Source organism: Streptomyces sp. NPDC054866 (genome assembly GCF_053610745.1).
Genome location: NZ_JBSGZA010000001.1, coordinates 368,072 through 394,302, shown reverse-complemented (window position 1 = coordinate 394,302; position 26,231 = coordinate 368,072). Strand labels below are relative to the sequence as shown.

Annotated in this window: 19 protein-coding genes and 1 pseudogene; 7 read left to right on the top strand and 13 right to left on the bottom strand. The window is 71.5% G+C overall.

Translation table 11 applies throughout. From position 1 onward, the window contains the following. Positions 1-32 precede the first annotated feature (32 nt). On the bottom strand, positions 33-2,249 hold the full coding sequence (locus tag ACWGI2_RS01570) for an MMPL family transporter (RefSeq protein ID WP_453693013.1): 2,217 nt from the start codon (positions 2,247-2,249) through the stop codon (positions 33-35). Positions 2,250-2,475: 226 nt separating this feature from the next. Here ACWGI2_RS01570 and ACWGI2_RS01565 point away from each other — a divergent pair, with 226 nt between their 5' ends. Together ACWGI2_RS01565 and ACWGI2_RS01560 are read left to right on the top strand one after the other, a co-directional pair. After that, positions 2,476-3,681, top strand: a complete 1,206-nt coding sequence (locus ACWGI2_RS01565) for a sensor histidine kinase (protein ID WP_453693011.1) — start codon at positions 2,476-2,478, stop codon at positions 3,679-3,681. Further along, a complete protein-coding gene (locus ACWGI2_RS01560; RefSeq protein ID WP_453693009.1) occupies positions 3,678-4,424 on the top strand; it encodes a response regulator in 747 nt (248 codons plus the stop codon). The genes ACWGI2_RS01565 and ACWGI2_RS01560 overlap by 4 nt, the downstream gene beginning before the upstream one ends. Positions 4,425-4,461: 37 nt before the next feature. On the opposite strand, the gene ACWGI2_RS01555 is transcribed toward ACWGI2_RS01560, so the two are convergent. The 3 genes from ACWGI2_RS01555 to ACWGI2_RS01545 are packed head-to-tail and all read right to left on the bottom strand — an operon-like array spanning position 4,462 to position 7,522. Further along, positions 4,462-5,751: an ABC transporter substrate-binding protein gene (locus ACWGI2_RS01555; RefSeq protein ID WP_453693007.1), complete on the bottom strand. Its 1,290-nt coding sequence runs from the start codon at positions 5,749-5,751 to the stop codon at positions 4,462-4,464. Beyond that, positions 5,751-6,602: a carbohydrate ABC transporter permease gene (locus tag ACWGI2_RS01550; protein ID WP_453394055.1), complete on the bottom strand. Its 852-nt coding sequence runs from the start codon at positions 6,600-6,602 to the stop codon at positions 5,751-5,753. The genes ACWGI2_RS01555 and ACWGI2_RS01550 overlap by 1 nt, the downstream gene beginning before the upstream one ends. After that, entirely contained in the window at positions 6,599-7,522 is a 924-nt protein-coding gene (locus tag ACWGI2_RS01545) for a carbohydrate ABC transporter permease (RefSeq protein WP_453693005.1), read from the bottom strand. Before ACWGI2_RS01545 ends, ACWGI2_RS01550 begins: the two co-directional genes overlap by 4 nt. A 181-nt stretch (positions 7,523-7,703) precedes the next feature. On the opposite strand from ACWGI2_RS01545, the gene ACWGI2_RS01540 reads away from it, so the two are divergent. Next, positions 7,704-8,558, top strand: coding sequence for a phosphotransferase (locus ACWGI2_RS01540; protein ID WP_453394053.1), 855 nt, complete (start codon positions 7,704-7,706; stop codon positions 8,556-8,558). Between the two features lie 34 nt (positions 8,559-8,592). On the opposite strand, the gene ACWGI2_RS01535 is transcribed toward ACWGI2_RS01540, so the two are convergent. The 4 genes from ACWGI2_RS01535 to ACWGI2_RS01520 form a co-directional block, all read right to left on the bottom strand. Then, a complete protein-coding gene (locus ACWGI2_RS01535; RefSeq protein WP_453693003.1) occupies positions 8,593-9,318 on the bottom strand; it encodes an exonuclease domain-containing protein in 726 nt (241 codons plus the stop codon). A 144-nt stretch (positions 9,319-9,462) separates the two neighbouring features. Next, a complete protein-coding gene (locus ACWGI2_RS01530) occupies positions 9,463-10,704 on the bottom strand; it encodes an SAV2148 family HEPN domain-containing protein (protein ID WP_453693001.1) in 1,242 nt (413 codons plus the stop codon). Between the two features lie 103 nt (positions 10,705-10,807). Continuing rightward, positions 10,808-12,124 (bottom strand): copper amine oxidase, encoded by a 1,317-nt coding sequence (locus ACWGI2_RS01525; protein ID WP_453692999.1) that lies wholly within the window; start codon positions 12,122-12,124, stop codon positions 10,808-10,810. A 64-nt stretch (positions 12,125-12,188) separates the two neighbouring features. Then, on the bottom strand, positions 12,189-12,974 hold the full coding sequence (locus tag ACWGI2_RS01520) for a Tat pathway signal sequence domain protein (RefSeq protein WP_453394050.1): 786 nt from the start codon (positions 12,972-12,974) through the stop codon (positions 12,189-12,191). A gap of 158 nt (positions 12,975-13,132) precedes the next feature. Here ACWGI2_RS01520 and glgX point away from each other — a divergent pair, with 158 nt between their 5' ends. Continuing rightward, positions 13,133-15,241, top strand: coding sequence for a glycogen debranching protein GlgX (gene glgX, locus ACWGI2_RS01515; RefSeq protein WP_453692997.1), 2,109 nt, complete (start codon positions 13,133-13,135; stop codon positions 15,239-15,241). On the opposite strand, the gene ACWGI2_RS01510 is transcribed toward glgX, so the two are convergent. Next, positions 15,216-16,520 (bottom strand): MFS transporter, encoded by a 1,305-nt coding sequence (locus ACWGI2_RS01510; protein ID WP_453394048.1) that lies wholly within the window; start codon positions 16,518-16,520, stop codon positions 15,216-15,218. The two genes, glgX and ACWGI2_RS01510, sit on opposite strands and share 26 nt — an antisense overlap. Positions 16,521-16,601: 81 nt before the next feature. On the opposite strand from ACWGI2_RS01510, the gene treY reads away from it, so the two are divergent. Next, a complete protein-coding gene (treY, locus tag ACWGI2_RS01505; RefSeq protein WP_453692995.1) occupies positions 16,602-19,049 on the top strand; it encodes a malto-oligosyltrehalose synthase in 2,448 nt (815 codons plus the stop codon). On the opposite strand, the gene ACWGI2_RS01500 is transcribed toward treY, so the two are convergent. Further along, positions 19,029-20,090: a cytochrome P450 gene (locus ACWGI2_RS01500; RefSeq protein ID WP_453692993.1), complete on the bottom strand. Its 1,062-nt coding sequence runs from the start codon at positions 20,088-20,090 to the stop codon at positions 19,029-19,031. The genes treY and ACWGI2_RS01500 overlap by 21 nt on opposite strands. Positions 20,091-20,349: 259 nt before the next feature. On the opposite strand from ACWGI2_RS01500, the pseudogene ACWGI2_RS01495 reads away from it, so the two are divergent. Beyond that, positions 20,350-21,600 (top strand): annotated as a pseudogene (locus ACWGI2_RS01495) (M14 family zinc carboxypeptidase). 36 nt (positions 21,601-21,636) lie between these two features. On the opposite strand, the gene ACWGI2_RS01490 reads toward ACWGI2_RS01495, so the two are convergent. Further along, a complete protein-coding gene (locus ACWGI2_RS01490) occupies positions 21,637-22,188 on the bottom strand; it encodes an FHA domain-containing protein (protein ID WP_453394044.1) in 552 nt (183 codons plus the stop codon). A 121-nt stretch (positions 22,189-22,309) separates the two neighbouring features. On the opposite strand from ACWGI2_RS01490, the gene treZ reads away from it, so the two are divergent. Continuing rightward, positions 22,310-24,055, top strand: coding sequence for a malto-oligosyltrehalose trehalohydrolase (treZ, locus tag ACWGI2_RS01485; protein ID WP_453694619.1), 1,746 nt, complete (start codon positions 22,310-22,312; stop codon positions 24,053-24,055). 55 nt (positions 24,056-24,110) lie between these two features. Here treZ and ACWGI2_RS01480 read toward each other — a convergent pair whose 3' ends face one another. Continuing rightward, positions 24,111-25,235 carry a M24 family metallopeptidase gene (locus ACWGI2_RS01480; RefSeq protein ID WP_453694618.1) on the bottom strand — a complete coding sequence of 375 codons (1,125 nt, stop codon included), beginning with the start codon at positions 25,233-25,235 and terminating at the stop codon, positions 24,111-24,113. 183 nt (positions 25,236-25,418) lie between these two features. Further along, complete coding sequence (locus ACWGI2_RS01475; RefSeq protein ID WP_453692991.1) at positions 25,419-26,216, bottom strand: PDZ domain-containing protein; 798 nt, start codon at positions 26,214-26,216, stop codon at positions 25,419-25,421. Positions 26,217-26,231 lie beyond the last annotated feature (15 nt).

The window sequence follows — 26,231 nt, the reverse complement described above, 5'->3', positions numbered from 1 at the left end:
CCCCACCAACTTCCGTGACAGTTCTGCTCTGCCTACTGGCGTTCCGAGTACACCGGGTCCGCCGCATACGGCCGGTACTGCTCGGGAGCGGACGGCCCGCCCGGTGTGTGCCGACCGCTCCGGGTCCGGCTCGGCCTGCGGGGCCACCACAGGCCGCGGCCGAGGAGCGCGGCGAGCGCGGGCACCAGGACGAGGGAGAGCACGAGCGAGGACAGGAGGATTCCGAGCCCTGTGGCGAAGCCGATCTCCTGGGTGGAGGGGCTCGCGGCCAGACTGGCGAAGGAACCGGCGAGCACGATTCCGGCCGTGGCGACGGCGGGCGCGGTGTGCCGGACGGCCTCGGCCACCGCGTGCCGCGCCGGGACCGGCTTCTCCATCTCCTCCCTGATCCGGTCGGTGATCAGGATGTTGTAGTCGGTGCCGAGGGCGACGACGAACAGGAAGAGCACCAGGGGCAGCGTGAACGAGACCCCGGGCCGGTCGAGTCCGTGCTGGAAGAGCAGCGTGCTCGCGCCGAGTGTGGCCACGAACCCGAGCCCCACGGCGATCATCAGGACGACCGGTGCGAGCAGGGAGCGCAGCAGCAGGAAGAGGATGACCGCGATCAGCAGGGCCGCCACCGGGAACACCAGGCGCAGGTCCTTCTCCACGGCCGTCGAGATGTCGGCGAAGACCGCGGCCGTTCCCGTGACGTACGCCTTGGTGCCCTCGGGGGTGGTCCGCGCCGCCGTGTCCCTGATGGGGCCCGAGACCAGGTCGCGTGCCTTCTGCGTATCGGACTTGACGCTCAGGAACAGATCGACCCGCGCGGCCGTGCGGTCCTTGTTGAGGACCGGCTTGCCCACCTCGCCGACACCGTCCGCCTTGGCGAGGGCGCGGGTCATGCCGGTGAGTGAACTCCCCTTGATGTCACCGCCGTCGGTGCTCCGTACGTACACGCTGTGCGGGTCGGACACGCCCGCGGGCAGGCTTCGGGAGATCTGCTCGGCGGTCCTGACGGCCGCGGTCTCGTGCAGGCCCTGCTGGTCGTAGCTCATCTTCATGCCGACCGCGCCGGCGCCGAGGGCGCCGAGCAGCACCAGGCTGCCGAGCGCGTACCGCACCGGGCGGGCGCTCACCGCGTGCCCCAGGCGGGCGCTGATGCCGCCGGTGCGCTCCTTCTTCCAGGCCTTGGCGGGCCAGAACATGCCGCGGCCGAGCAGGGCCAGGAGGGCGGGCATGAGCGTGAGGCTCGCGAGGAGCATCACGAGTACGGAGATCGCGATCGCGGGGCCGAGGACCCGGAACTGCCCGAAGCTCGCGAGGCCGAGGGTCGCGAAGGCCGCCACGATCGTCAGGGCCGCGGACGTGATCGCGCCGCCCACGCGCCCGGTCGTCTCGGCCGCGGCCGTCCGGGCGTTCTGCTCGGGGTGGTTCCGCAACTGCTCCCTGAATCGGAACATCAGGAAGAGGAAGTAGTCGATGCCGATTCCCAGGAGTACGACACCGATCAGCGAGGGGGTGGACGGGTCGAGGCTGATGCCGAAAAGTTTCGCCGCGCCGACCACCGCTCCCGAGGCGACGCCACCGATCAGCGCCACCGCGATCAGCGGCACGAAAGCGGCCGCCAGGCTGCGGAACACCAGCACGTTCAGGAGGATGATGAGGCCCATCGTCAGATTGCCGACGACTTTCCCGATGGGCTCCTCGGCCTCCGTGTTGTCCACTGTGGAGGCTATGCCGCCGGTGAATCCCACACGCAGGTCGGCTGCCGCGAATTCGTCTTTCGCGCCGTCACGGAATTTCTTGTAGACGTCCTGCAGACCGGGGTCGTCGGGATTTCCGTCGAGGGACACCGTGAGGAGCCGGAAACTCTTGTCAGGGGCCACTGCCCCCGCCGAGACGCGCGGCGTCTGGGAATGGTCCTTCATGAGCGGTTCGGGTTTCGGCGCGACGATCCGCTCCCGGCCGAGGCCGTCCGCCGTGGCGGCGATCCGCCGCTGGTCGCCCGGCGTGAGCTTCTTGCCGTCGTCCCTGCCGACGAGCACGGTCAGGGCGTTGGGGTCGGGCTTGGTGCCGAATTCGTCCTCGGCTATACGCAGCGCCACCGCCGAGTCGTATTTCTTGGGCAGGAAATCCCCGGCCTGGGAGTCGGTGACGTCGTACATCATCGCTTTCCCCACGAACGACAGTGCCGCTCCGAGAATGGTCCAGACGACGATCGTCATCCATCGATGCCGGGTGGAGAAAGAGGTCAGGTTGCGGATCATGCCAACAGGTCATCACGCGGGGCCTCTTGAAAGCGTCGGCCGCCGGAAGGGGACGCACCCGTGACCCTGGTCCGGTACTTCGTCGCGGGCAGTACTCCAGTACTGGGTGGAGGAACCGCCCCCGTGCCGATTCCCGGGCGGTCGTGCCGGGATGTAATGGTGCGGAAAGACGGGAACACCAGGGCCGTCAGGGCCCGACGCCCCTGCTCGACTTGGAGGCGCCCGAATGGGCCGCGACTTCTTCCCTCACGCACCGCCCACGGGCGGGGCGCGGCCGACGCCGGGCGACGTGGCGGTCGCCGTCGTCGCGGTGGGTCTCGACGTACTGTCCTACCTCGCCCCGGGCGAGGAGGGCACGGGGGCGCCCGTCACCGTGGTCGGTGTCCTGCTGGTCGCCGTCTCCGTGCTCCCGCTGCTCTTCAGGCGCCACCACCCCGTGCCGGTGCTCGGCGCGGTCCTCGCCGTGCAGATGGCCGTCAATCTCGGCCTCGTCGTCGATCCGGGCGAGCCGATGTCGAACAGCTACGGCGGCGCCGTCGCGGTGGCGCTCTACACCGTGGCCAGGTACAGCGGGCGGCGCGCCGTGGCGCTGGGTGTGGTGGCCACCGCGCCCGTGCAGCTCGCGCGGTACTGGCACAACGACGTGGCCTTCGTGGGGATGGGCCTCACCGACGTGCTGGTCACGCCCTGCCTCATCGTCGCCGTGGGCCTGGCCGTGCGGCAGTGGAAGCGGCAGCTGGACATCAACCGCAAGCTCCTCGCCGACCGCGCGGTGACCGAGGAACGGCGCCGCATCGCGCGGGAGCTCCACGACATCGTGGCGCACCACATCACCACCATGTACCTGATGTCCGGCGGGGCCAGAGCGACCCTGGACCGCGACCCCGACACGGCCCGCGAGGCCCTGGTGACCCTGGAGGAGTCCGGCCGCACGGCGCTGGCCGAGATGCGGCAGCTCCTCGGGGTCCTGCGCAGCACCGAGACCCCGGAGGAGACGCCGTCGGAACCCCAGCCGGGGGTGGACGGCATCGAGCGGCTCGTCGCCGATTCGACCGCCGCGGGCCTGCCGGCCGAACTCCACGTCACCGGGCGGCCGGTGGAGCTGCCGATGCCGGTCGGCCTCACCCTCTACCGGATCGTCCAGGAGGCGCTGACCAACGCCCGCAAACACGCGGGCCCCGCCCGTGCCACGGTGCGGCTCGCCTATCTCCCGGGCCGCGTCACCGTCGAAGTGGCGGACGACGGCGCCGGTGACGGCAGGGCGCCCGGCGGGAAGGGCGGAGGCGGTGGGTACGGTCTTCTGGGCATGCGGGAGCGCGTCGCCCTGCACGACGGCACCTTGCGCGCCGGCAGCCGCGAGGAAGGCGGATTCATGGTGAGCGCGAGCGTGCCGCTGTCCACCGACACGTACGAGAAGGACAGGCCCCGATGACATCCTCCACTCCCGCTGAACCCGACCCCGGTACTCAGCCCGCTTCCGAAGCCGGGGGCGAGCCCGGCGGCATCACCGTTCTCATCGCGGACGACCAGCCGCTGGTGCGCCGGGGTCTTTCGCTGATCCTGCTCTCCGACCCCGCCATCCGGGTCGTCGGCGAAGTGGGGGACGGCGAGCAGGCCGTCGCGGCGGCCCGCGAACTCCGCCCCGACGTGGTCCTGATGGACATCCGCATGCCCGTGCTCGACGGCGTCAGGGCCACCGAGCGCCTGGCCGCCGAGCTGCCCGGGTGCCGGGTCCTCGCGCTCAGCACCTTCGACATGGACGAGCACGTGGTCGGTGCCCTGCGGGCGGGGGCCTCGGGTTTCCTGCCCAAGGACGTCTCCCCCGAGGAGCTGGTGGCCGCCCTTCGCACCGTCCACCGCGGCGAAGCGGTCGTCGCCCCGCGGCTCCTGACCCGGCTGCTCGCCACCTTCGTGACCCCGGTCCCGGCCTCGCACCCGCCGACGGCGGACCTCGCAGGGCTCACCCCGCGCGAGGTCGACGTGCTCCGCCTGATCGCGGCGGGCCTCGACAACGCCGAGATCGCGCAGCGGATGGAGATCGGCGTCCAGACCGTGAAGAACCACGCCACCGGCATCTTCGCCAAGCTGGGCGTCCGCGACCGCGCGCAGGCCGTCATCGCCGCGTACGAGTCGGGGCTCGTGCGGGCGGGGCAGGGGAACGGATTCCCCCGCTGACCGGTGCCCTGGCCCTGGCCCTGGCCCTGGTGACGGCCTAGCGTTGGTACCTCTTGAGGACCAGATTCCCGTCCTTCACAAGGCGTTTGCGCAGCTCCTCCAGGCCGATCGCCCCGCTGTAGTACTCCTGGAGCGCCGGCGTCGCCACCTTGTCCTTCCACTCCGCGTAGCCGCGCACCGACTGCGCGGGCGCCGAGCGGAGGTCCTTCGCCAGGGCCGTGCCCGTCGCCCAGTCGTTCTTCTCGGTGCGCAGGGCCGGGTCCTTCAAGGCCTCCGTGCCAGTAGGAAGCATCCAGTCGCCCTGCGCGAGGCGCACCATGTTCTTCGGCTGGAGGAGGAAGTCGATGAACTCGACCGCCTCCTTCTTGTGCTCGGTGTCCTCGGAGACCGACAGCGTTTGCGGGCTGACGCCCTGCGCGAGCCCCTCCGCCCCGGCCGGGGCGGGAAGCACCTGCCAGTCGAAGCCCTTGGGCGCCTGCTGGACGATCTGCTGGCGGTAGGAGAAGCCGAGCGGGACCATCGCGTACTTGCCGCCGAAGAACCCCGGCAGCGTGTCCGAGCCGCCCATGCCCAGGGTGGTGCTGGACGCGCTCTTGTCGTTGTTGACCTGGTCGTGGACGGTGCGCGGCATGATCTCGTCGGCCTTGTCGAAGCGGATGTCGACCTTGCCGTCGTCGCCGCGGTGGAACATCCGGCCGCCGGTGGAGAGCGAGAGGTTGAGCGTCGCGGAGACCGGCTCCTTGAGCGGCCAGGCCACGCCGTACTTCCCCTTGCCGTCGCTCAGTTCCTTGGTGACCGAGCGGAACTCGCCCCAGGACCAGGGCTTTTCGGGCGTCGGGATCCGTACGCCCGACGCTTTCAGCCACTTCGCGTTGGCGATCAGGACGCGGGGTTCCTGGAGGAACGGCACCCCGTAGACACCGTCACCGAATGTCGTCGTCTGCCAACTGCGCTCCGGGATGTCTGACTTGAGCCGGTCGGGGAGCAGCTCGTCGAGGTCCGCGAGATAGCCGCCGTACGCGAAGTCGGCGAGGTCGTCCGACGCGTCATGGATGATGTCCGGCGCCTCGCCGCCCTCGAAGGAGGTGAGCAGCTGGTCGTGGACGCTGTCCCAACTGCCCTGGACGTACTCGACCTTGACGTCGGGGTGGCTCGCGTTCCATTCCTTGACGAGTTCCTTGTTGGCGTCGACCGACTCCTTCTGCCAGGCGAGCGACTGGAAGCGGAGGGTGATCCTGCCGTCGTCGGAGCCGTCGGATTCACCGCTGCATCCGGCGAGCAGCAGCGCGAGGGCCGCGGTCGCCGCGGTGGCGATCCGTGCGCGCATCAGCTCTTCACCGCCCCGGTCAGCATGCCGCCCGTGATCCGCTTCTGGATGATCGCGAAGATGACGAGCGAGGGGAGGGTGGCGAGGAACGCGGCCGCGGCGAGCGGGCCGAGGTCGGCGGCGCCCTCCGCGCCGATGAAGTGCGTGAGGACGACCGGCAACGTCTGTTTCTCCGGGGTCTTGAGCAGGACGAGCGCGAAGAAGAATTCGTTCCACGCGGTGATGAAGGCGAACAGGATCGTGGCCACGATGCCGGGCGCGAGCAGCGGCGCGGTGATCGAGACGAGCGTACGCAGCTTGCCCGCGCCGTCGACCGCCGCCGCCTCCTCCAACTCGGTGGGTACGGCGCGCACATAGCCCACCAGCATCCACAGCGCGAAGGGCAGCGCCCACACCACGTACACCATGATCAGGCCCGGCAGGGAGTTGATCTGGCCGAGGTTCTTCAGGACGAGGAAGAGCGGGATGATCACCAGGACGAAGGGGAACGCCTGGCTGACCACGACCCAGCCGGTGGCCGCCCGTGCCAGGAGCGTGCGGTGCCGCGCCATGACGTACGCCATCGGTGTCGCGATGGCGACGGCGATGAGTGCCGCGCAGACGGCCGCGATCAGGGAGTTGCCGGCGGCGCGCAGGAGCGGCTGTTCGTCGAAGGCCTGGCGGAAGTTGGCGAAGGTCGGGTCCTTGGGAATCCAGGTGGGGTGCAGGCTGGCCAGTTCGCGCGGCGGTTTGAACGCCGTGGAGATCAGCCAGAGGAAGGGGAAGGCGAGGAAGACGAGGTAGCCGAGGAGCGCGAGGTACTGTCCGGCGCGCGCGGGTTTGCTGGTGCGTGTGGTGCGTGTGGTGCTCACTTCTCGTCGTCTCCCTTCAGGCGGCCCACGAGGTAGAACGCGAGGATCACCGAGATCACCGCGACCATCACGCAGCCCATCGCCGCCGCGTAGCCGAACTGGCCGTAGCGGAACGCCTCTTCGTAGGCGAAGAGCATGGGCAGGCGGGTGCGGCCGCCGGGGCCGCCGTTCGTCAGGACGTAGACGAGGGCGAAGCTGTTGAAGTTCCAGATGAAGTTGAGCGCTGTGATGGCGAGGGCGACCGGCTTCAGCGCGGGCCAGGTGACCGTGCGGAAGCGGCGCCAGGCGCCCGCGCCGTCCATCTCGGCCGCCTCGTGCAGTTCCCGCGGGGTGTTCTGCAGTCCGGCGAGCAGCGCCACGGTGGTCTGCGGCATGCCCGCCCAGATGCCCACGACGATCACGGCGGGCAGTGCGGTGCCGAGGCCCGTGAGCCAGTCGCGGCCGTCGCCGAAGCCGAGGTTGCCCAGGGTCTCGTTCAGGACACCCGCGTCCGGGTTGTAGACCAGGCGCCACATGATGCCGACGACCACTTCGGGCATCGCCCAGGGGATGATCGCGAGCGAGCGCGCCAGCCAGCGGAAGCGCAGATTCTGGTTGAGCAGGAGGGCGAGCCCGAGCGCGAGGAGGAACTGCGGCACGGTCACGCCGACCGCCCACAGCAGGCCGATGCGGAACGAGTCCCAGAACAGGGTGTCGTGCAGCAGGTCCTGGAAGTTGAGGAGGCCGATCCACTCGGTGGGCTCGGTGCGGCCCGACTGGGAGTCGGTGAACGCGAGCGTGATGCCGTAGAGGAGCGGGCCCACGCTGAGGATCAGGATCGGGATCAGCGCGGGCAGGACCAGGAACCAGGCGCCGTGGTCCGCGCCTCTGCGGGCGGACGCGCCTTGCGCTGACCGCTTCTTCGCGGTCGCCAATGTCACGGAATCGGCTCCTTTGGGCGGCTCATCGGGGTTTGGCCGCCCACGCGGCCCCCGTCATCGTGCTGATGGGATCTTGATACGTCAAGCAGCTACGCAGGCCTCGCAGCCGCTTGGCCAGTACGAATGGGAGACTGTGCCGGCGAACGTGGCGAACGGCTGCGAACGGTGCGGGAGGCAACGGATGGACGAGGCGCGGGCACGGGACGTACTGGACGCCGCGGGTCTGGAGCGGGACGCGGCGCTGCTCGCGCTGGGCGAGAACGCGGTGTTCGGCGGTGGCGGGACGGTGGTCAAGGTCGGACGTGCGGCGCCCGAGCTTCTGGACCGTGCGCGGCGGGAGTTGCGGGTCGCGCGGTGGCTCGAGGAGTCAGGGGTGCCCGCGGTGCGGGCTGCCGAGGGTGAACCCCGCCTCGTGGACGGGCATCCGGTGACGGTGTGGCACCGCCTTCCGGAGGCCGTGCGCCCTGCCGAGCCGCGTGACCTGGCCGCACTGCTGCGGCTCGTGCACGCGCTGCCCGCGCCCGGGTTCGAGCTGCCCAGGCGTGAGCTCCTCGGCGGGGTCGAGCGCTGGCTGCGCCTTGCCGGTGACGCGATCGACGTCGAGGACGCGGACTATCTGCGGGAGCGCAGGGACGGGTTCGAGGCCGCGGCGTCGGCGCTCACCCCTCGTCTTGCTCCTGGCCCCATCCACGGTGACGCCCTCCCCCGCAACGTCCTTGTGGGCGTGGACGGTCCGGTCCTGGTGGACCTGGAGACCTTCTCCTCCGATCTGCGCGAACACGACCTCGTCGTCATGGCGCTCTCGCGGGACCGCTACGGGTTGCCCGCCGACGCGTACGACGGGTTCGTCGACGAGTACGGCTGGGACGTGCGGGAGTGGGAGGGGTGCGCGGTGCTCCGGGGCGCCCGGGAGACGGCCAGCTGCGCGTGGGTCGCGCAGCATGCGCCCACCAACCCCAAAGCCCTGGCCGAGTTCCGCCGTCGGGTGGCATCGCTCCGGAACGGTGACCCGAGTGTGCGGTGGTACCCCTTCTGAGAGCGGTGGCACCCCTTCCGAGATCTGAGCGAGGTCAGACCCCGGACGCGCTGAACTCCTCCCGAAGGGGCCACGTGCCGTCCACCACGGCGTCCGTCTCGCCCTTCTTCCGCAGGAACTTCTGGAAGTCCGCCGCCCACTGCGCATACCAGTCGATCTGGCGCCGGTGCAGCTCCGCCTGGCCGAACGCGGCCAGCTTGGGATGGCGGTCGGCTATGGCGGTGGCCAGACGGGCCGCGGCCAGGGCGTCCGACGTGGCGTCGTGCGCCGACTCCAGGAGCACGCCGTACTCGGTGCAGACCGCTTCGAGGTTCCGCTTGCCCTTGCGGTAGCGCTCGACGGAGCGGTCGATCACGTACGGATCGATGACCGGGGCCGGTTCGGCGCCGCCCAGGCGCTCGCGCAGGGACGGCAGGCCGTGCCTGTGCAGCTCGGCGGAGAGCAGCGTCAGGTCGAAGGTGGCGTTGTAGGCGACGACCGGGACGCCTGTCTGCCAGTACGAGACGAGCACGGCGGCTATCGCGTCGGCGACCTCCGCGGCCGGTCTGCCGTGCGCCGCCGCCCGTTCGGTCGAGATGCCGTGCACCGCCACGGCCTCCGCCGGGATCTCGACCCCCGGGTCGGCGAGCCATTCCTTGCGGCCCAGCGTCTCGCCGGCCCTGACCTCGATCACGGCGCCCGTGACGATGCGCGCCTCGCGCGGGTCCGTCCCGGTCGTCTCCAGGTCGAAACCGATCAGCAGCTCCCGGTGCCAGCCCATGGCCGCCCCCCTTCTCTGTGGTGCTTTCCCCCATTGACCACCACGATCCCACGCGCCACTGACAATCCGAGGCGCGCATTCCGCTTGCCGCCCAGAACCGGCTCGGACGACCCGGCTCGGACGGCCTGGCTCAGGCGACCCGGCTCAGGACACCGGCCGCGAGTCCGCCCACGCCAGTTCGAACTCCTCCCGATATGTCTCGAAGAGTCCGCTCTCGTCCGGCTCGTCCGCCTTCACCACCCGGCGGCCGCCGCGCAGCACGAGCACCGGCGCCTCCATCCCGCGCGTCCTGCGCAGATACGACTGGACGACCGCGATGCCGTCCGCGCCGTCCCCGTCGACCAGATACGCGGTGAAGCGCGGCGTCTCGTCGAAGACCTGGATCTCGAAGGCGCCCGGGTCACGCAGGCGGGCCCGCACCCGGCGCATGTGCAGGATGTTCATCTCGACGCTGCGGCTCAGCTCACCCCGCTTCAGGCCCAGTTCACGCTCCCTGCGCTTGACCGCGCTGCTCGCCGGGTTGAGGAAGAGCAGCCGCACCCGGCAGCCGGACTCCGCGAGGCGGACCAGGCGGCGTCCGGAGAAGTTCTGGACCAGGAGGTTCAGGCCTATCCCGATCGCGTCGAGGCGACGGGCGCCCCCGAAGATGTCCTCGGCAGGGAACTGCCGAAGCAGCCGCACCCGGTCCGAGTGGACGCCCACCACGTCGGCGTACCGGTCGCCGACCAGGGACTCGACGGCGTCGACGGGCAACCGGCGTGCGGACGGTGTGTCGGTGCCCGTGCCGAGTATGTCCAGGAGCTTCGCCGACGCGCGCTCCGCCTGGGCGAGCACCGCGGTGGACAGGGCACGGTTGCGCGATACGACGTTCCGGGTCACTTCCAGTTCGTCCAGGGCGAGTTCGACGTCCCTGCGGTCGTCGAAGTACGGCTCGAAGCACGGCCAGTGCTGCACCATCAGCTCGCGCAGCTGGGGCAGCGTGAGGAAGCTCAGGACGTTGTCGTCCGCCGGGTCGAGCAAGTAGCCCTTGCGGCGACTCACTTCGCGTACGGCGACGGCCCGCTGCACCCACTCCTGCCCGGCGGGTCCGGCGGCGGCGACCACCCAGTCGTCGGCGTGGACCGGTTCGTAGATGGGGCGCAGAACAGCGGCCACGACCGCGCGCAGCCGCTGCTCCACGAGATTCAGCCAGATGTAGGCCCGCCCGGCGCGCTGGGCGCGTGTGCGCACCTCGCGCCAGGCTTCGGCGCCCCAGTCCAGTTCGGGTCCGATCTGAGACCCCATCTCCATCGGCCGCGCCAGGGACACCGCTCCGGGCGGGCCGTCCGCGGAACTCCCCTCGTGACCCTCGTCACCAGGGGGCAGTTCCCGCCCTCCCGAGCTCACCCAGCGCACCCCTTCCGCTCCCCCGAGCACTCCCCCGTTCAACGATCAAGGAAGGGTACTCCGGGAGCGGCGGGCGGTGCAGCCGGATGGCAAGGGTCAATTATCAACGACCCAGCGGCGGCTGGCCGTTCTGGCCGGCGAGGTCCTGAGGAGTGAGCGGGCTCATAGCGGTGACGTCGCGCGCGGCCAGCGAGAAGCCCTGCCAGTGGACCGGCATCGGCTGCTGGTCCTCGTCACGGGCGATGTGGTGGTAGCCGATGTTGACCCAGGCGATCGGGTGCTTGAGGGTCTGGCCGTTGGCCCACTTGTCGACGCTGGTCGGTGCGCCGTCGGGGCACCCTATGTTGTTGCTCGCGTACTGCTCGCACTTCTTGTACTCGGTGAAGTACACGTCGTGCTTGGTGAAGGGGCGTCCCGCGTGCTTGGTGCTGGCCCCGGGCACGAACTCGTACGAACGGGGGTGGCCGTCCTTGTTCTTGCCGGCCCCGCTGACCATGCGCCACCAGCGCATGTCCTTGCGGTCGCCGGCGAGCTCCTTGGTGACCTTGGTGCGGGTGGTCTTCGTGGTGGGGCTGCCCTGTCCGGCGGGCGCGGTGACCTTGGAGTCGTACTGCTCGACCTTGGCCTTCGGGGAGCCGTCGAGGCCGAAGTTGAGCCGCCAGAAGACGTTGTGGGCGTGGCTCTCGGCCTTGGCCTGATCACCCTTGCCGATGGGCCAGCCGCGGCTGTCGCCGCCGTCGTAGTCGTACGGCGAGAGGCTGCCGGTCGCGCCGACCTGGGAGGTGATGGTGCCGTCCGACGAGAACCGCCACTCGGTGATGTACTCGTACCAGGAGGCCTTGTTCACGGTGTAGACGAGCAGGTCCTTGCCCTGGCCGCTGTAGACCTTGCCGTTGCCGCCGGTGCTCGCGTCGTCGTTGAGGCGGTACGCGTGCCCACGCGCGCGCGTGGTGGTGCAAAGGCCCTTCACGTTGCCCCGCTGCGGGACCTTCACCGTCTTGATGGTGCCGCCGGGGCACTCGCCGGGGTTCAGGTTCTGCAGGGCCTGGCCGAAGTCGGTGCCGGTGACGTCGTCGTACTCGGCCTCGCCGTCGTCGTAGGGGACGTGGACCTGCGCGAGCCGGGCGCTGGTCAGGACGGGTATCGGCTTCGCCTCGTCCTTGGGCTGGTAGCTGATCTTGTCGAGGATCAGGCCGGAAAGGCTGTTGTAGTGCCAGCACATGCGCCAGGTCGTGCCGCCGTCGACGGTCTGCTCGATCTTGTAGGCGTCACTGCAGTCGGCCGCCGCCGCGGGGGCGCTCGGCGCCTGGGGTGCGGCCGATGCGGGCGAGGCGACGGTGACGGCGCCGCCGATCAGCGCGGAGACCGCGAGGGCCATGGTGGCCCGTTTGCGGGCGCGCGAAAGTCTGTTGACGTGCATTGCGGTGTGAACTCCCTCGTACGAGGAGAAGCAGAAGTGTGGTGTCGTGCGCGAGCGGCTGGAATCAGCCGAGGCGGCCCACGGAACGGGTGCTCAGGTCGACGACGAGGGACCGGGTGTCGATCCACGGACCGTTCTTGACCTTGGTGACGACCTGGAGGCACCGGTGCTTGCCGCACTCGGTGAGGTCGGACGGCACGCGCTCGACGGTCTCCTTGCGGAAGACCATGCCGCTCAGCTGCAACTGCCCCGGACCGGCGAGCTCCTTGCCCGTGGCGTGCTTGAAGTCCTGCTTCAGGCCCTTGCCGAGCGGGTCGGCGATCAGCAGCTTCGCGCCCTCGGCGAGCTCTTCCTGGCTGGGCGGCGGCTGGACGTTCTGTGCGGTGTTCGTGTCCTCCACCTTGCCGGTCTCCACGTTGACCGTCTTGGTGATGACCGCGTCCTTCTTGTAGTCGTAGTAGACGACTTCCGCGCTGCGCGGGGCCGTGGCACCGGCGTCGCTCGGATCCGGCTCACTGAGGTTCGTCGAAAGGAGCTGCGGTCCGCGGTCTCCTTCGACGTCCCTGGCGCTGGAGCGCATGCCGCCCGTCACCGAGGCCTTCTCGGCGCGCTCGATCTCCGCGTCGGTCAGCGGGTCGCTGCCTATGCCCTTCTCGCCCTCGTCGGGCGCGGCCTCGACGACGCCGTCCTTCGCGATCGCGTTCGGCTGCGCGGCCGCCGCGTTGGCCTGGCTGTCCCCCGACTCGCCCGCCCCCGGCAGTGTGACGCCCACCAGCACGGCGGTGGCAGCCGTCACGACTGCCGCGCCCGCCATCACCTTCCCCAGGTGGCGTCTGACTAGCTCTCTCACTTACTCCCCTTTTCCCCCACGAGCCCCAAGAAGGGGCATACCGAGTATGTGGTCGGTCGGTTAGACGGGTTCAACTCCCGCGTGGTTGCCCCACTTTCGGGGAGACTCTGACCAAAGTGACCCCGGGCCGAGGGGGCGGTAGTGGAAGAGTCGTATGCATGCAGGTGTGGCCAGGGCAGGCGTATCCACTCGGTGCCACGTACGACGGCGCCGGCACGAACTTCGCGGTCTTCTCCGAGGCCGCCGACCGCATAGAGCTCTGTTTGTTGCACGACGACGGCTCGGAGACAGCCGTCGAGCTGCGTGAGTCCGACGCGTTCGTGCTCCACGCGTATCTGCCCGGCGTGATGCCCGGCCAGCGGTACGGCTTCCGTGTGCACGGCCCGTACGAACCCGCGCGGGGGCACCGCTGCAACTCGGCGAAGCTGCTCCTCGATCCGTACGCCCGCGCGGTCAGCGGCCGGATCGACTGGGGCGAGGAGGTGTACGGCTACCGCTTCGGCGCCCCGGACAAGCGCAACGACATGGACTCGGCGCCGCACATGATGACGTCCGTGGTGGTCAATCCGTACTTCGACTGGGGCGACGACCGGCCGCCGCGCACCCCGTACAACGAAACCGTGCTCTACGAGGCCCATGTGAAGGGCCTGACCATGCTGCACCCGGATCTTCCCGATGAGCTGCGCGGGTCGTACGCGGCGCTCGCGCATCCCGCGGTCATCGATCACCTGGTGCAGCTGGGGGTGACGGCCCTGGAGCTGATGCCGGTGCACCAGTTCGTGAACGATCACCGCCTGGTCGACATGGGCCTGAACAACTACTGGGGCTACAACACGATCGGCTTCTTCGCGCCCCACAACGCGTACGCCTCCTGGGGCGACCGGGGCGAGCAGGTCCTGGAGTTCAAGCAGGCGGTGAAGGCGCTGCACGAGGCGGGCATCGAGGTGATCCTCGACGTCGTCTACAACCACACGGCCGAGGGCAACCACCTGGGCCCGACGCTCTCCTACAAGGGTCTGGACAACGCCTCGTACTACCGCCTGACGGACGATCCCCGCTACTACATGGACACCACGGGGACCGGCAACTCGCTCCTGATGCGGTCGCCCCACGTACTCCAAATGATCATGGATTCGCTGCGGCACTGGGTCACCGACATGCACGTGGACGGCTTCCGCTTCGATCTCGCGGCCACGCTCGCCCGGCAGTTCCACGAGGTGGACCGTCTGTCGTCGTTCTTCGACCTCGTGCAGCAGGACCCGGTCGTCAGCCAGGTGAAGCTGATCGCCGAACCCTGGGACGTAGGCGAGGGCGGCTATCAAGTGGGCAACTTCCCGCCGCTGTGGACCGAGTGGAACGGCATGTACCGCGACACGGTGCGCGACATGTGGCGCGGCGAGCCGCGCACGCTCGCGGAGTTCGCGTCACGGCTCACCGGCTCGTCCGACCTCTACCAGGACGACGGGCGGCGCCCCTTGGCGTCGATCAACTTCACCACCTGCCACGACGGTTTCACGCTGCACGACCTCGTCTCGTACAACGAGAAGCGCAACGAGGACAACGGCGAGGACAACCAGGACGGCGAGAGCCACAACCGCTCCTGGAACTGCGGCGCCGAGGGCGAGACGGACGACCCGGACGTCCTGGAGCTGCGCGAGCGGCAGATGCGCAACTTCATCGCGACGCTGATGCTCTCGCAGGGCGTCCCGATGCTCAGCCACGGCGACGAGTTCGCCCGGACGCAGGGCGGCAACAACAACGCCTACTGCCAGGACAACGAGATCGCGTGGGTGCGCTGGCCGCAGGGCGAGAGCACCCAGCTGGAGTTCACGCGCGCGATGGCGTGGCTGCGGCGCGACCACCCCGTGTTCCGCAGGAGGCGGTTCTTCCACGGCCGCCCGGTCGAGGGCACGCACGACGAGCTGTCCGACATCGCGTGGTTCACGCCGGAGGGCGATGAGATGACGCAGGAGGACTGGGACGCGTCGCAGGCACGGGCGCTGACGGTGTTCCTGAACGGCAACGCGATCTCCGAGCCGGGTACGCGCGGCGAGCGGATCTCCGACGACTCGTTCCTGATGATGTTCAACGCGTCGGACCGGCCACTGGAGTTCGTCGTCCCGGTCAATCACGGCCGCCAGTGGCAGGTGGTCGTGGACACCTCACGGCCGGAGGGGGTGCCGCCGGACACGGGACCGAAGGCGCGGGCCGGTGAGCGCCTGACGCTCGCCGACCGGAGCCTCACTGTCCTGCAGCGGCCCGCGTGACCCGAGGCCTGCTCTCTGCCTGGGGGCGGGCCACCAGCGCCACGAGGAACGCTACGGCGGCGGCCGCGCTGCCGAGCGCGAACGCCGCTCCGGGGCCGTGGGACTCGGCCAGGCGGCCCGCCACGGCGAGCGTGACCGCCTGGCCGCCGACGAAGGCACTCGCCGCCCACGTCATCCCCTCGGCGAGACGCCGCGGCGGGCAGGAGCGCTCGGTGAGCGCGAAGCCGGTGATCAGGTTCGGGGCGAAGATCGCGCCGAAGACGGTCACCACGAGGTACAGACCCGTCATGCTGTCCGTCCACACCAGCGGCAGCGAGAGCAGCGCCGCGGCGGCCGTCGCCACGCGCCAGCGCGCGTACAGGCCGAAGCGCTCGGGCAGCGCGGCCATGGAGAGCCCCACGACGGCGCTCATGACGCCCATGGCGGCGTAGACGAGACCCGCCTGGCCTGGCCGGCCCAACTCCTCGGTGAGGGCCGTGATGCCCGCTCCACAGGCGCCGAGCAGGACACCGACGAAGACGAGCCCGACGCGTACGACGACGACCTGGCGCGGGAGGCGTTGCCGGCCGCCACGCGCGCGTGGTGGCTGCCCCGTCGCCTGGGCCGTCCGGCCCGTGGGGTGCAGCGCGAAGCCGGAGCCGCAGACGGCGACCAGCAGGGCGGCAGCGCCGAACGCGTACGCGGGGTGGCCCGCCACGGCGGCGAGGCCCACCAGGGCGGGGCCGAGCACGAAGGACAGCTCGTCCATGGTGCTCTCCAGGGACAGCACGGTGTTGACCAGACGGTCGTCACCACCCGCCCGGCGGACCAGCGGGACGGCGCGTGCGCGGGCCAGCGGGCCGATCCCCGGGATGCTCGCGCCCGCGAGCACGGCGAGGGCGACGAGCACGGGCGTGGGCAGCTCCAGGAGGGCGCCGAGCGTGTAGACCGCGATCGCGACGGCGTTGAGCAGCGAGAATCCGAGGACGACGGCGCGCTGGCCCCGCCGGTCGGCGAGGCGGCCGACGAGCGGGCCCATGGTCACCTGGCCGAGCGCGAGCGCGCAGGCGACCACGCCGCCCGTGGCGAGCGATCCGCTGGTCTCGGTGACCAGCAGGACACTGCCGAACTGGATCATGGCCACAGGGAGCCTGCCGAGGAACGAGATCGCCGGAAGGAGCGCTCCGGTGTGCCCGATCACTTCCCGGTAGGTGGCCAGGAGGCCTTGCGCGCCCCGGCCCTCCCGGTTCTCCCGGTCGTCCCGTGGCCCGTCCTGCGCGACCTGTACTTTTGCAGCCATCGTCCGAAGCTAGCGACACCCTGACGGCCAGAAGCATGAGTCGATGGCACGAAAGCCCGCCAGGCGGGTACGTACGTTCGCATGACGCCTGAGCGCTCAGAGCCCGCGGTCCCGCCGCCGCCCACCGCCACGTACCGGCTGCAGCTCCAGCCGGAGTTCCCCTTCGAGGCCGCCGAAGCGGCCGTCCCGTACCTGGCATCGCTGGGGGTCTCGCATCTGCACCTGTCGCCCGTGCTTGAGGCCGTTCCGGGGTCCACGCACGGCTACGACGTCGTGGACCACGCGCGCGTGCGTGACGAACTCGGCGGCGAGGAGGGGCTGCGGTCCCTCTCCCGCACCGCGCGGGCGCACGGGCTCGGCCTCGTCGTGGACATCGTGCCGAACCACATGGCTGCTGTCCCGCGCCACAACCGCGCCCTCTGGGAGGTCCTGCGGGAGGGGCCCACATCGCCGTACGCGCGCTGGTTCGACATCGACTGGGACGCGGGCGACGGGCGTGTGCTGCTTCCGGTGCTCGGGCGCGGGGTCGGGGACGAGCTGGAGCGGCTGCGGGTGGACGGCGACGTGCTGCGCTACCACGAACACGAGTTCCCCTTGCGCGAAGGCACCGGTGAGCTGCCGTTGCCGCGTCTCCTGGACGCACAGTGGTACCGGCTCGCTTGGTGGCGTCTTGCCCGTACAGAGCTCAACTACCGGCGCTTCTTCACCATTTCGGACCTCATCGGGGTGCGCGTCGAGGACCCCGATGTGTTCGACGCGACCCACGCGAAGATCCTCGAACTGCTGCGGGACGGCGTCGTGGAGGGGCTGCGGATCGACCATCCCGACGGCCTCGCGGATCCGGGGGCGTACCTCCAGCGGCTCCAGGAGGCCACGCGCGGGCGCTGGACGGTCGTCGAGAAGATCCTCGCCGACGGGGAGCAGCTGCCCGCCGCGTGGCCCGTCGCGGGCACCACCGGATACGACGCGCTGCGCCACCTCGACGGCCTCTTCACGGACCCGGCGGGGGCCGGTGAGCTCCTCGGCCAGTACCGGAGGTTCACGGCGCCCGCGGTGGACCGGGGCGGCGACTGGGGGGCGACGGTGCGGCGCGCCGCGTACAAGGTGCTCACCCATGAGCTGGCCGCCGAGACCGACCGCCTCACGCGCGAGGCGACCGCGCTCTGCGCCGCGGACCCCGCGCTGCGCGACCACGCGCCGTGGGCCCTGCGCACCGCGCTCCTGGAGCTGCTCGTGCGGCTTCCCGTCTACCGGCCGTACGTCTCCGGGGGCGCCGAACCGGCTTCGGTGCTCACGGTGGGGGCCGCCGAGGAGGCGAAGGCGGCCTTCGCTGTGCGGGAGGAGGCCGAGGCGGTCGATGTCGTACGGGACCTGGTCCTCGGCCGTCTCGGGTCCGGGCCCGCGGTGGACGGCTTCCGCGCGCGGTTCGCGCAGACCTCGTCGGCGCTGCGGGCCAAGGCGGTCGAGGACACGGCGTTCTACCGGCACGCGCCGCTCCTGTCGGCGGCCGAGGTGGGCGGCACTCCCGAGCGCCCCGCGGTCTCCCCCGAGGCCTTTCACGCCTACTGCGCGCGCGTGCAGCGCGACTGGCCCTACGCGGGGACGGTGCTCACCACGCACGACACGAAGCGCAGCGCCGATGTACGGGCGGGCATCTCCGTCCTCACGCAGTGCCCGGAGCGGTGGGCCGACCTCCTGGTCGACGTGACGGAGCAGACCGCGCGTGTGGGCGGCACCAGCGCGCCGGATCCCCAACTGGCGTGGGCGGCCTGGCAGACGGCCGTCGGCTTCGGCTTCCCCTACGACGAACGGCTGCAGATGGCCCTGCTCAAGCACGTGCGCGAGGCGGGCCTGCACACAAGCTGGACCGAGCCGAACGAGCCGTACGAGAAGGCCGTGACGGCGTTCGTGGAGGCGGGCCCCTGCGGCCCGCCGCTCTACACCGTGGCGGAGTTCGCGAGCAGCCTGCGGCCCCATGTGCGAGCGAACGTCCTCGGGGCCACGCTGCTCCAGCTGACGATGCCCGGGGTACCCGACCTCTACCAGGGCACGGAGGGCGAGTACCGGGCCCTGGTGGACCCGGACAACCGGCGGCCCGTGCGGTTCCAGCCGCACGTCCTTGAGTACCTGGAGCAGCACCGTGACCGCTGGGACCTCTCCGAGGAGAAGCTGGCCCTGACGGCGACCGCGCTGCGGCTGCGCAGACGGCGCCCGGAGCTGTTCGGCGGCGCGGCGACGTACGAGCCGCTGGCTGCGCGTGGGCCGAGCGCGGCGCACTGCGTGGCCTTCACGCGCTCCGGAGAGGTGATCGCGGCGGCCACCCGGCTCTCCTCGCGCCTGGCGGAGGCGGGCGGCTGGCGCTCTACGGAACTGGAGCTTCCGGAAGGGCGGTGGGCTGATCTGCTCACCCGGGGGCGGGAGTTCACGGGGCACGCACGCGTGGAGGAGCTTTTCGGGGAGCTGCCGGTGGTGCTTCTTGAGCGGGTGCCGACGGGTCCGGAGCAGGTCTCAGGAGGGGCGGACGAGTAGCAGGCGTGGCGCCCGCGCCATGAGGCCCCGGGGCGCGGGCCTGAAGCCGGGGGCCCAGCGCAGGCCCGGCATGGCGTCGAGCAGGGCCCGCAGACCGCACTCGGCGGTGAGCGCGGCCAGGGCGGCGGCCGGCCAGAAGCGCTGCCCCGCGCCGAACGCCAGGTGCGCCGGGTCCGCCGGGTGTGCCGGATCCGCGCGGAAGATGTCGTAGCGGTCGGGATCGGCGAAACGGAACGGGTCGCGTCCCGCGGAGCCGACGAGGCAGGCCACGACGGCTCCGGCGGGCAGCGTGGTGCCGCCCAGGGCGATCGGCGCGGTCGCGCGGCGCAGCACGACGGGGGCGGGCGGATCACGGCGCAGGGACTCCGCCCAGGCGCCGGGTATCAGCTCCGGACGGGCGGCCACGAGGTCCAACTGGGCGGGGTGGTCGAGGAGGTTGGCCAGGAAGGAGGCCAGGGCGTGGGCGGCGGCCTCACCGCCACCGGTGAGGAGTGTCCCGGCAAGACCGGTGACGGTGTCGTCGCGGAGCGCCTGCCCGTCCACCCGGGCGCCGCACAGCACGGAGAGCAGGTCGGTGCCGGGGTGAGCGCGCCGCCTCGCGAGATGGGGGCGCAGCACCGCGGCCAGCTCGGGGTGGGTGCCGCCGGGATGCGCCGGAGCCGTACGGCACCACTCCTGTACCCGCGCGGCGTCCTCCCAGGGCAGCCCGAGCGCGGCGACGGCGGCGGCCGCGGGCAGCCAGGCACTGAACTCGGCGACGAGGTCGACCTCGCGCCGCCCGGCTATGCGCCGCGCGAGGACGAAGGCGGTGCGCTCGGCTGCGGCCCGCAGCGCGGGCTCCAGAAGCCCCTGGCAGGCCGGGCTCGGACCGGCCCCCGCCGCGCCGAGCCGGGCGTCGACGAGCGCGGCCCGCACATCCGCGTACCGGCTGAGCAGCCAGGCCCCGAGAAGTTCGTCGCGGACGAGGGGGAAGCCTTCGCGGAGAGTGCGATAGAGCGGATACGGATCACGCTCCACGCCGGGGTCCAGAAGGCTGGGCATCTCAGCCCGTCCGGCGTTCGAGGACGAGCTCGGCGGAGCCGGTGACGGACGGTGCCCACGAGGGGCCGAGCTCGACGACACGGTTCTCGAGGGCACGGATTCAGAGCATCACCGAAGGCCCGTTCACGCAGTCCCCATACGCCCATTCGGGTGATGCTGTCGGACAAGGCCGACGTGGGGTGACATCCCTTGGGTCGCACGCTTGACACGTGCCCGACCGCGTGGCGTACTGCGGATTGCGTCAGCGGACAAGACGGGGGTGAGTCAACTGGCGGAGCAGCGCTATCCCAATGTGGCCGAACTCGTGCTGTCCGCAAGAGAGTTGGCCGCCCACCGCCCCGACCTCAGCACCCTGCGCCAGGTGGGCGCCTCGCGCGCGGGAAGGCCTCTCCACCTGCTGTCCGTCGGCCGCTCCCCGCGTGCCGTCCTGGTCGTCGCCGGCGCGCACTCGAACGAACCGAACGGCGGCTCGACGCTGCTCCACCTCGCGGAACGGACCCTGCGGGACGAGGCCCTGCGCGCCGACACCTCCTGGCACTTCCTCCTGTGCGCCGACCCGGACGGCGCGAACCTGCACCGCACGCCCGCCCCGCGCACCCTTTTCGACTACCACCGGCACTTCTTCCGGCCGGCGGGACCCGAGCAGCCGGAGTGGTCCCCCTCCGTACTGCCACCCGATCGGCTCCCTCCGGAGACGCGCGCCCTGACCGGCGTCATCGACGAACTGCGGCCCTACTTGCAGGTGTCGCTGCACGGGACCGATCTCGGTGGCAGCTGGGTGCAGTTGACGCGGGACATCCCAGGGCTCGCGGAGCCGTTCGCCAAGTCCGCCGCGGAGCTGCACATACCGGTGGAGGCGGGGGCTTCGGACGCCGCGGGCTGGCCGGTGTCGGGGCCGGGGGTCCATGTGCTGCCGGGCCCCGGTTCGGCGGCCGCCTATCCGAGCCTCCCCGAGGACGCCCGGCACACCACCTGGCACCACGCCCACCGGTACGGCGGCCTGACCGCCATCGTCGAGGTCCCCATGTGGGCGAGCGACCTCGTGGACGACGCGGCCGTCCATCCCTCCCCGGTGCTCGCGCTGCGCGGCTTCTCACGGCGGCTGCGGCACGACGCGCGCCTGGTCGAGGACATCCTCAGCGAGGCGCTGCCGCGGCTCCCGGAGGCGCGGGGGCCGCTGCTGCGCGCGGCACGCTGGGCGCTCGACCTGGTGCCGGGCCTCGCCGACGACTGGGCCCGGCTGCCGCCCGCGGGGACGTCGATGGCGTACATCGGCAGCGTCGACGCCTTCGGGCGCCGCCTTCCGCTGCGGGCCGCCGCGATGCTGCTGCGGGTCCTCGCCACGGCGGGCGACCCGGCGGCGCCCCGCCTCGAACGGCTCGTCATGCACTGGAGCGACGCGTTCGCCGAGCGGTTCAGGGCGCGCTGAGTGCCGCTGGAGGACCAGGTCGAGCACCAGTCACGGACGACGGTCGCGGCGGCCCGCCACGCGCGCGTGGCGGGCGACTGACCCCACGCACAGCACGCGCCTGGCCCCGCAAGGGCTTCACGAAGCCGAGAGCCGGAAGCCCATCTTCCCGAAGCTGACCTGATCGCCGTCCTGGACGACCGCCGCGCCGATCACCCTGCGGCCGTTCACGGCCGTGCCGTTGGTCGACCCGAGGTCACGCAGCACCCACATGCCGCCCTGCCTGCTCAGCTCCGCGTGGACCCGGGAGACGGTCTCGTGGCTGAGCCTGAGCCCGTTCGCCGGGTCGCGGCCGATCCGCAGCGGATACGGGTTCGTCGGCACCGGCAGAAGCAGCTTCGGCAGCTTCTCGGCCTGCCAGGCCCTGCGCAGCCGGACCGTGAACCCGGAGACCGCCCCGACCGTGCCGAACACCGCACGCGAGAGACGTCCCTCGGTCCGCAGATCGGCGGTGAGCGCGGCGAGTTCGTCTGGCTGGCGGGCGGCGAGCGCCAGCTCCATGCGCCGCACGAACGTGTCGTGGGACAGCTTGCCGAGGGCAGCGCCCTCCCTGAGCACCTTCAGCGCCCTGTCGCGCTCGGCGTCGGTCAGCCGCGCGGGGTACGTGTGGATCTCAAAGGACGACGTCACCCTGGTGATTGTCGGTCAGCTCGGCCGGGGTGTCCAGAAAACGCGGAACGACCGCGAACCGATCACTTCTGCAGCACGATGGAACGGACGTCAGCGGATGTCGGAGAAGGGGGAACTGTCAGTGGAGTTCGAGGTGTGGGCCCCGGGGGCCGAACGCGTCGCCCTGCTGTGCGAGGGCGCCACGCGTGCGATGGAGCGCGCCGACGGCCGGGCCGGGTGGTGGACGGTGCGGGCGGAGGCCGCCGACGGGGCGCGGTACGGCTTCTCGCTCGACGAAGGGCCTGTGCTGCCCGATCCCCGCTCGCGACGCCAGCCGGACGGGCCCGACGGGCTCAGCGCCGTCGTCGACCACGACCGGTACGCGTGGCGGGCGCCCTGGGCGGGGCGCGGAGTGCGGGACGCGGTCCTGTACGAGCTGCACGTGGGGACGTACACACCGGACGGCACGCTCGACTCGGCGGCGGGGCGGCTCGGCCACCTGGCCGAGCTCGGCGTCACCCATGTGGAGCTGATGCCGCTCTGTCCGTTCCCGGGGCGGCACGGCTGGGGGTACGAGGGTGTCTCCCTGTGGGCCGTGCACGAGCCGTACGGCGGCCCCGATGCGCTGAAACGATTCGTCGACACCGCGCACGCGCACGGCATCGGAGTCGTCCTCGACGTGGTCCACAACCACCTCGGCCCGTCCGGCAACCATCTGCCCGCGTTCGGGCCCTACTTCACGGAGACCCACCAGACTCCGTGGGGCGCGGCGGTCAACCTCGACGCCCCCGGCTCGGACGAGGTGCGCGCGTATCTGATCGGCAGCGCGCTCGCCTGGCTGCGCGACTACCGCCTGGACGGTCTGCGCCTGGACGCGGTGCACGCGCTGCGGGACACGCGCGCGTGCCACTTCCTCGAAGAGCTCTCGGCGGCCGTGGACGAGCTGGCCGCCGAGCTCGGCAGGCCGCTCTCACTGATCGCCGAGTCCGACCAGGGCGATCCGCGCGTCGTCACCCCGCGCGCGGAGGGCGGTCTCGGCCTGCACGCGCAGTGGAACGACGACTTCCACCACGCGCTGCACTCCACGCTCACCGGTGAAGCACACGGCTACTACGAAGACTTCGCCCGCGCGCCCTTCGCCGCGCTCGCCAAGACGCTGACGGGCGGCTTCTTCCACGACGGCACGTACTCGACCTTCCGGGGGCGCCGGCACGGCCGTCCCGTGGACCGCGCCAGGACCCCCGCGTACCGCTTCCTCGGCTACACGCAGACCCACGACCAGATCGGCAACCGCGCGCAAGGAGACCGGCTCTCCGCCACGCTCTCCCCCGGCCTGCTCGCCTGCGCCGCCGCGCTCACCCTCACCGGGCCGTTCACGCCGATGCTGTTCATGGGCGAGGAGTGGGGCGCCGCGACGCCCTGGCAGTTCTTCACCGACCACACCGATCCGGAGCTCGCGGAGGCCGTACGCCGGGGCAGGCGCCGGGAGTTCGCGGCGCACGGCTGGGCCGAGGGAGACATTCCGGATCCGCAGGACCCGGCCACCAGGGACCGCTCCTGTCTCGACTGGGCCGAGCCCCTGACCGACCCCCACGCGCGCGTGCTGGCCTGGCACCGCGAGCTGATCGCCCTGCGCCGCAGCCGCGGCGACCTTCGCGACCCCGATCTGGCGTCGCTCCGGGTCGCGTACGACGAGGAGAGGCGCTGGTTCGCGGTCCGGCGCGGTGATCTGCGGATCGCGGTGAACATCGGCAAGGAGACGGTCGACATCCCGCTGGGCGGCCGTGGCGCGCGGGTGCTCGCGGCGTGGGAGCCGGTCACCGCGCCCGGCGCGGACGGGCTGCTGCGGCTGCCCGCCGAGTCGTGCGCGGTACTCGCGACACCGTGAGCGCTACGGTGCTCGCGACACCGTGAGCACTACGGGATGAGGCCTGCGGGGGCGGTCAGTTGACGATCGTCAGGTCACGTGGCGTGGAGTTGAGGCGCCGTACGCCGTCCTCGGTGACCGTCACTATGTCCTCGATGCGCACTCCGAAGCGGCCCGGCAGATAGATGCCGGGCTCCACGGAGAAGCACATGCCGGGCACGAGTGGCAGTTCCTCGCCCTCGATCATGTAGGGCGGCTCGTGGGTGGTGACGCCGATGCCGTGCCCGGTGCGGTGGATGAAGTGCTCGCCGTACCCCGCATCGGCGATCACCGCCCGCGCCGCCCTGTCGACGTCCTGGCAGGCGGCACCGGGCCGCACCGCGCGGCAGCCGGCCTCCTGTGCCTCGCGCACGACGTCGTGGACGCGCCGCTCCTCGGCGTCGGGCTCGCCCACGTGCACCGTGCGCGAGGTGTCCGAGCCGTAGCCGTGCAGCAGGCCGCCGAAGTCGAGGACGACCATGTCGCCGTCCACGATGACGCGACCGCCCGCCTCGTGGTGCGGGTTGGCGCCGTTCGGGCCCGAGCCGACGACGGTGAAGTCGACCTGGGAGTGCCCGAACCGCCGCAGCAGATCCGCGAGATCGGCGGCGATGTCGGTCTCCTTGCGGCCCGCGAAGGGAACCTTCTTGATCTCCTCGTACGCGGCGTCCGCCGCGGCTCCGGCCGCCGCGAGGCGTCCCAGCTCCGCGGAGTCCTTGACGGCGCGCAGCATGGGGAGCGCTTCGGTGAGGGACACGTAGGAGGTGTTCGGCAGCTCCTTCTGGAAGCCGAGGAGATGCATGGCCCAGGAGTTGTCGCTTATCCCGAAGCGGCCGTCGACGTCCAGGAGCGGCGCGGTCGCGGCGTAGGGGTCCTTGCCGTCGGTCCAGTCCCGCAGGGAGAGCGCGCTCGCGCCCGCCGCCAGTTCCGCGTCCGGGGCCTCCAGGGTGGGCACCACGAGCACCGGCTCCTGCCCTGCGGCGAGCACGAGGACGGTGAGGCGCTCGGTGGTGGCGGTCGGCCGGTAGCCGGTGAGCCAGACCATGTCGGGGCCCGGCGCGACGAGCAGCCCGGCGAGCCCCGCGTCCGCCGCGTCGGCCGCCGCGCGGTCCATGCGGGCCTTGTAGTCGTCGGCGGTAAAGGGCGCGGGGGTACCGGTCATGGGGGTGCCGGTCATGGGGGCCTCCAGGGCTGCTCGCTGCGGCGGGTACGGCGCTGTGCCGGTGGTGTGCCGTGGTGCCGATCCTGCCCCTGCCCTGGCGCGTGCGCGAGCCGATTTGCGGCGGCCCCGTCTCGTCACGCCATCCCACGCCATCTCACGTCATGCCGCCTCACGCTATGCACCTCACGTGACGAAGCCCGGCGTCACCGACAGGGACTGCCACCCTCCGCTCGCGTGGCGGACGGTCACCGTGACGTTCCTCCCCGGGTCGGCGGCGACGACGGCCGCCAGGGCCTTGGCCGAGGCGATGCGGGTCTTGCCGAAGGCGAGCAGTACGTCGCCGCGTACGAGACCGGCGGTGTGGCCGGGCCCCGGGCTGTGCACGCCGACGAGCAGGGCCCCGGCGCCTCCGGGGGCGTCGACCGCCTCCACGCCGAGCGTGGGTCGCGCGGCGGTCCGCTCCTCGCCCTCGCCCTTGCCGGGCTCCTTCCGCGGCGGTTTCGGCGGGGCGACGGGCTCCGGGCGGTCCCGCCCCTTGGAGTCACCCTGCGCCTGCGCCTGCTTCTGCGCCTGCGCTTGCTTCTGCTCCTGTTGCTGCGCCTGCTTCTGCATGTCGGCGAGCTTGCTCATCCCTATGACCGTGGCGCTGACGGTGCCGAGGCCCACCCCCGTCAGCACGAGGACGGCCGAGAAGAGCAGCCCGAAGAGCAGGGTGATCAGCCGCCGCCCGCGCCGCCGCGCGGCGTGCGGGCGGTGGCCGGATCCGGGCCGGGGTCCGGTCCCGGGTCCGGTCCCGGGTCCGGTCCCGGGTCCGGATCCGGGTCCGGATCTGTGGCCCGCGTCGGACGTCCGCCCGGCGCGGGCCTTCCGCCCGACACCTAGCCTCCGTGCGACACCGAATCTGCCGCCTCTGCCGAACTCGCCGCCTGAGCCGGGCTCCTGTCCGGGCATCGGCTTGGGACGCAACGCAGTCTGTTCCATGGCTCGCCTCCGGCC

What these genes read in the sequence shown, in the direction of transcription:
- ACWGI2_RS01570 (WP_453693013.1), bottom strand. Translation starts at nt 2,249, where the DNA reads ATGATCCGCAACCTGACCTCTTTCTCCACCCGGCATCGATGGATGACG.
- ACWGI2_RS01565 (WP_453693011.1), top strand. Translation starts at nt 2,476, where the DNA reads ATGGGCCGCGACTTCTTCCCTCACGCACCGCCCACGGGCGGGGCGCGG.
- ACWGI2_RS01560 (WP_453693009.1), top strand. Translation starts at nt 3,678, where the DNA reads ATGACATCCTCCACTCCCGCTGAACCCGACCCCGGTACTCAGCCCGCT.
- ACWGI2_RS01555 (WP_453693007.1), bottom strand. Translation starts at nt 5,751, where the DNA reads ATGCGCGCACGGATCGCCACCGCGGCGACCGCGGCCCTCGCGCTGCTG.
- ACWGI2_RS01540 (WP_453394053.1), top strand. Translation starts at nt 7,704, where the DNA reads ATGGACGAGGCGCGGGCACGGGACGTACTGGACGCCGCGGGTCTGGAG.
- ACWGI2_RS01535 (WP_453693003.1), bottom strand. Translation starts at nt 9,318, where the DNA reads ATGGGCTGGCACCGGGAGCTGCTGATCGGTTTCGACCTGGAGACGACC.
- ACWGI2_RS01525 (WP_453692999.1), bottom strand. Translation starts at nt 12,124, where the DNA reads ATGCACGTCAACAGACTTTCGCGCGCCCGCAAACGGGCCACCATGGCC.
- glgX (WP_453692997.1), top strand. Translation starts at nt 13,133, where the DNA reads ATGCAGGTGTGGCCAGGGCAGGCGTATCCACTCGGTGCCACGTACGAC.
- ACWGI2_RS01510 (WP_453394048.1), bottom strand. Translation starts at nt 16,520, where the DNA reads ATGGCTGCAAAAGTACAGGTCGCGCAGGACGGGCCACGGGACGACCGG.
- treY (WP_453692995.1), top strand. Translation starts at nt 16,602, where the DNA reads ATGACGCCTGAGCGCTCAGAGCCCGCGGTCCCGCCGCCGCCCACCGCC.
- ACWGI2_RS01500 (WP_453692993.1), bottom strand. Translation starts at nt 20,090, where the DNA reads ATGCCCAGCCTTCTGGACCCCGGCGTGGAGCGTGATCCGTATCCGCTC.
- ACWGI2_RS01480 (WP_453694618.1), bottom strand. Translation starts at nt 25,235, where the DNA reads ATGACCGGTACCCCCGCGCCCTTTACCGCCGACGACTACAAGGCCCGC.
- ACWGI2_RS01475 (WP_453692991.1), bottom strand. Translation starts at nt 26,216, where the DNA reads ATGGAACAGACTGCGTTGCGTCCCAAGCCGATGCCCGGACAGGAGCCC.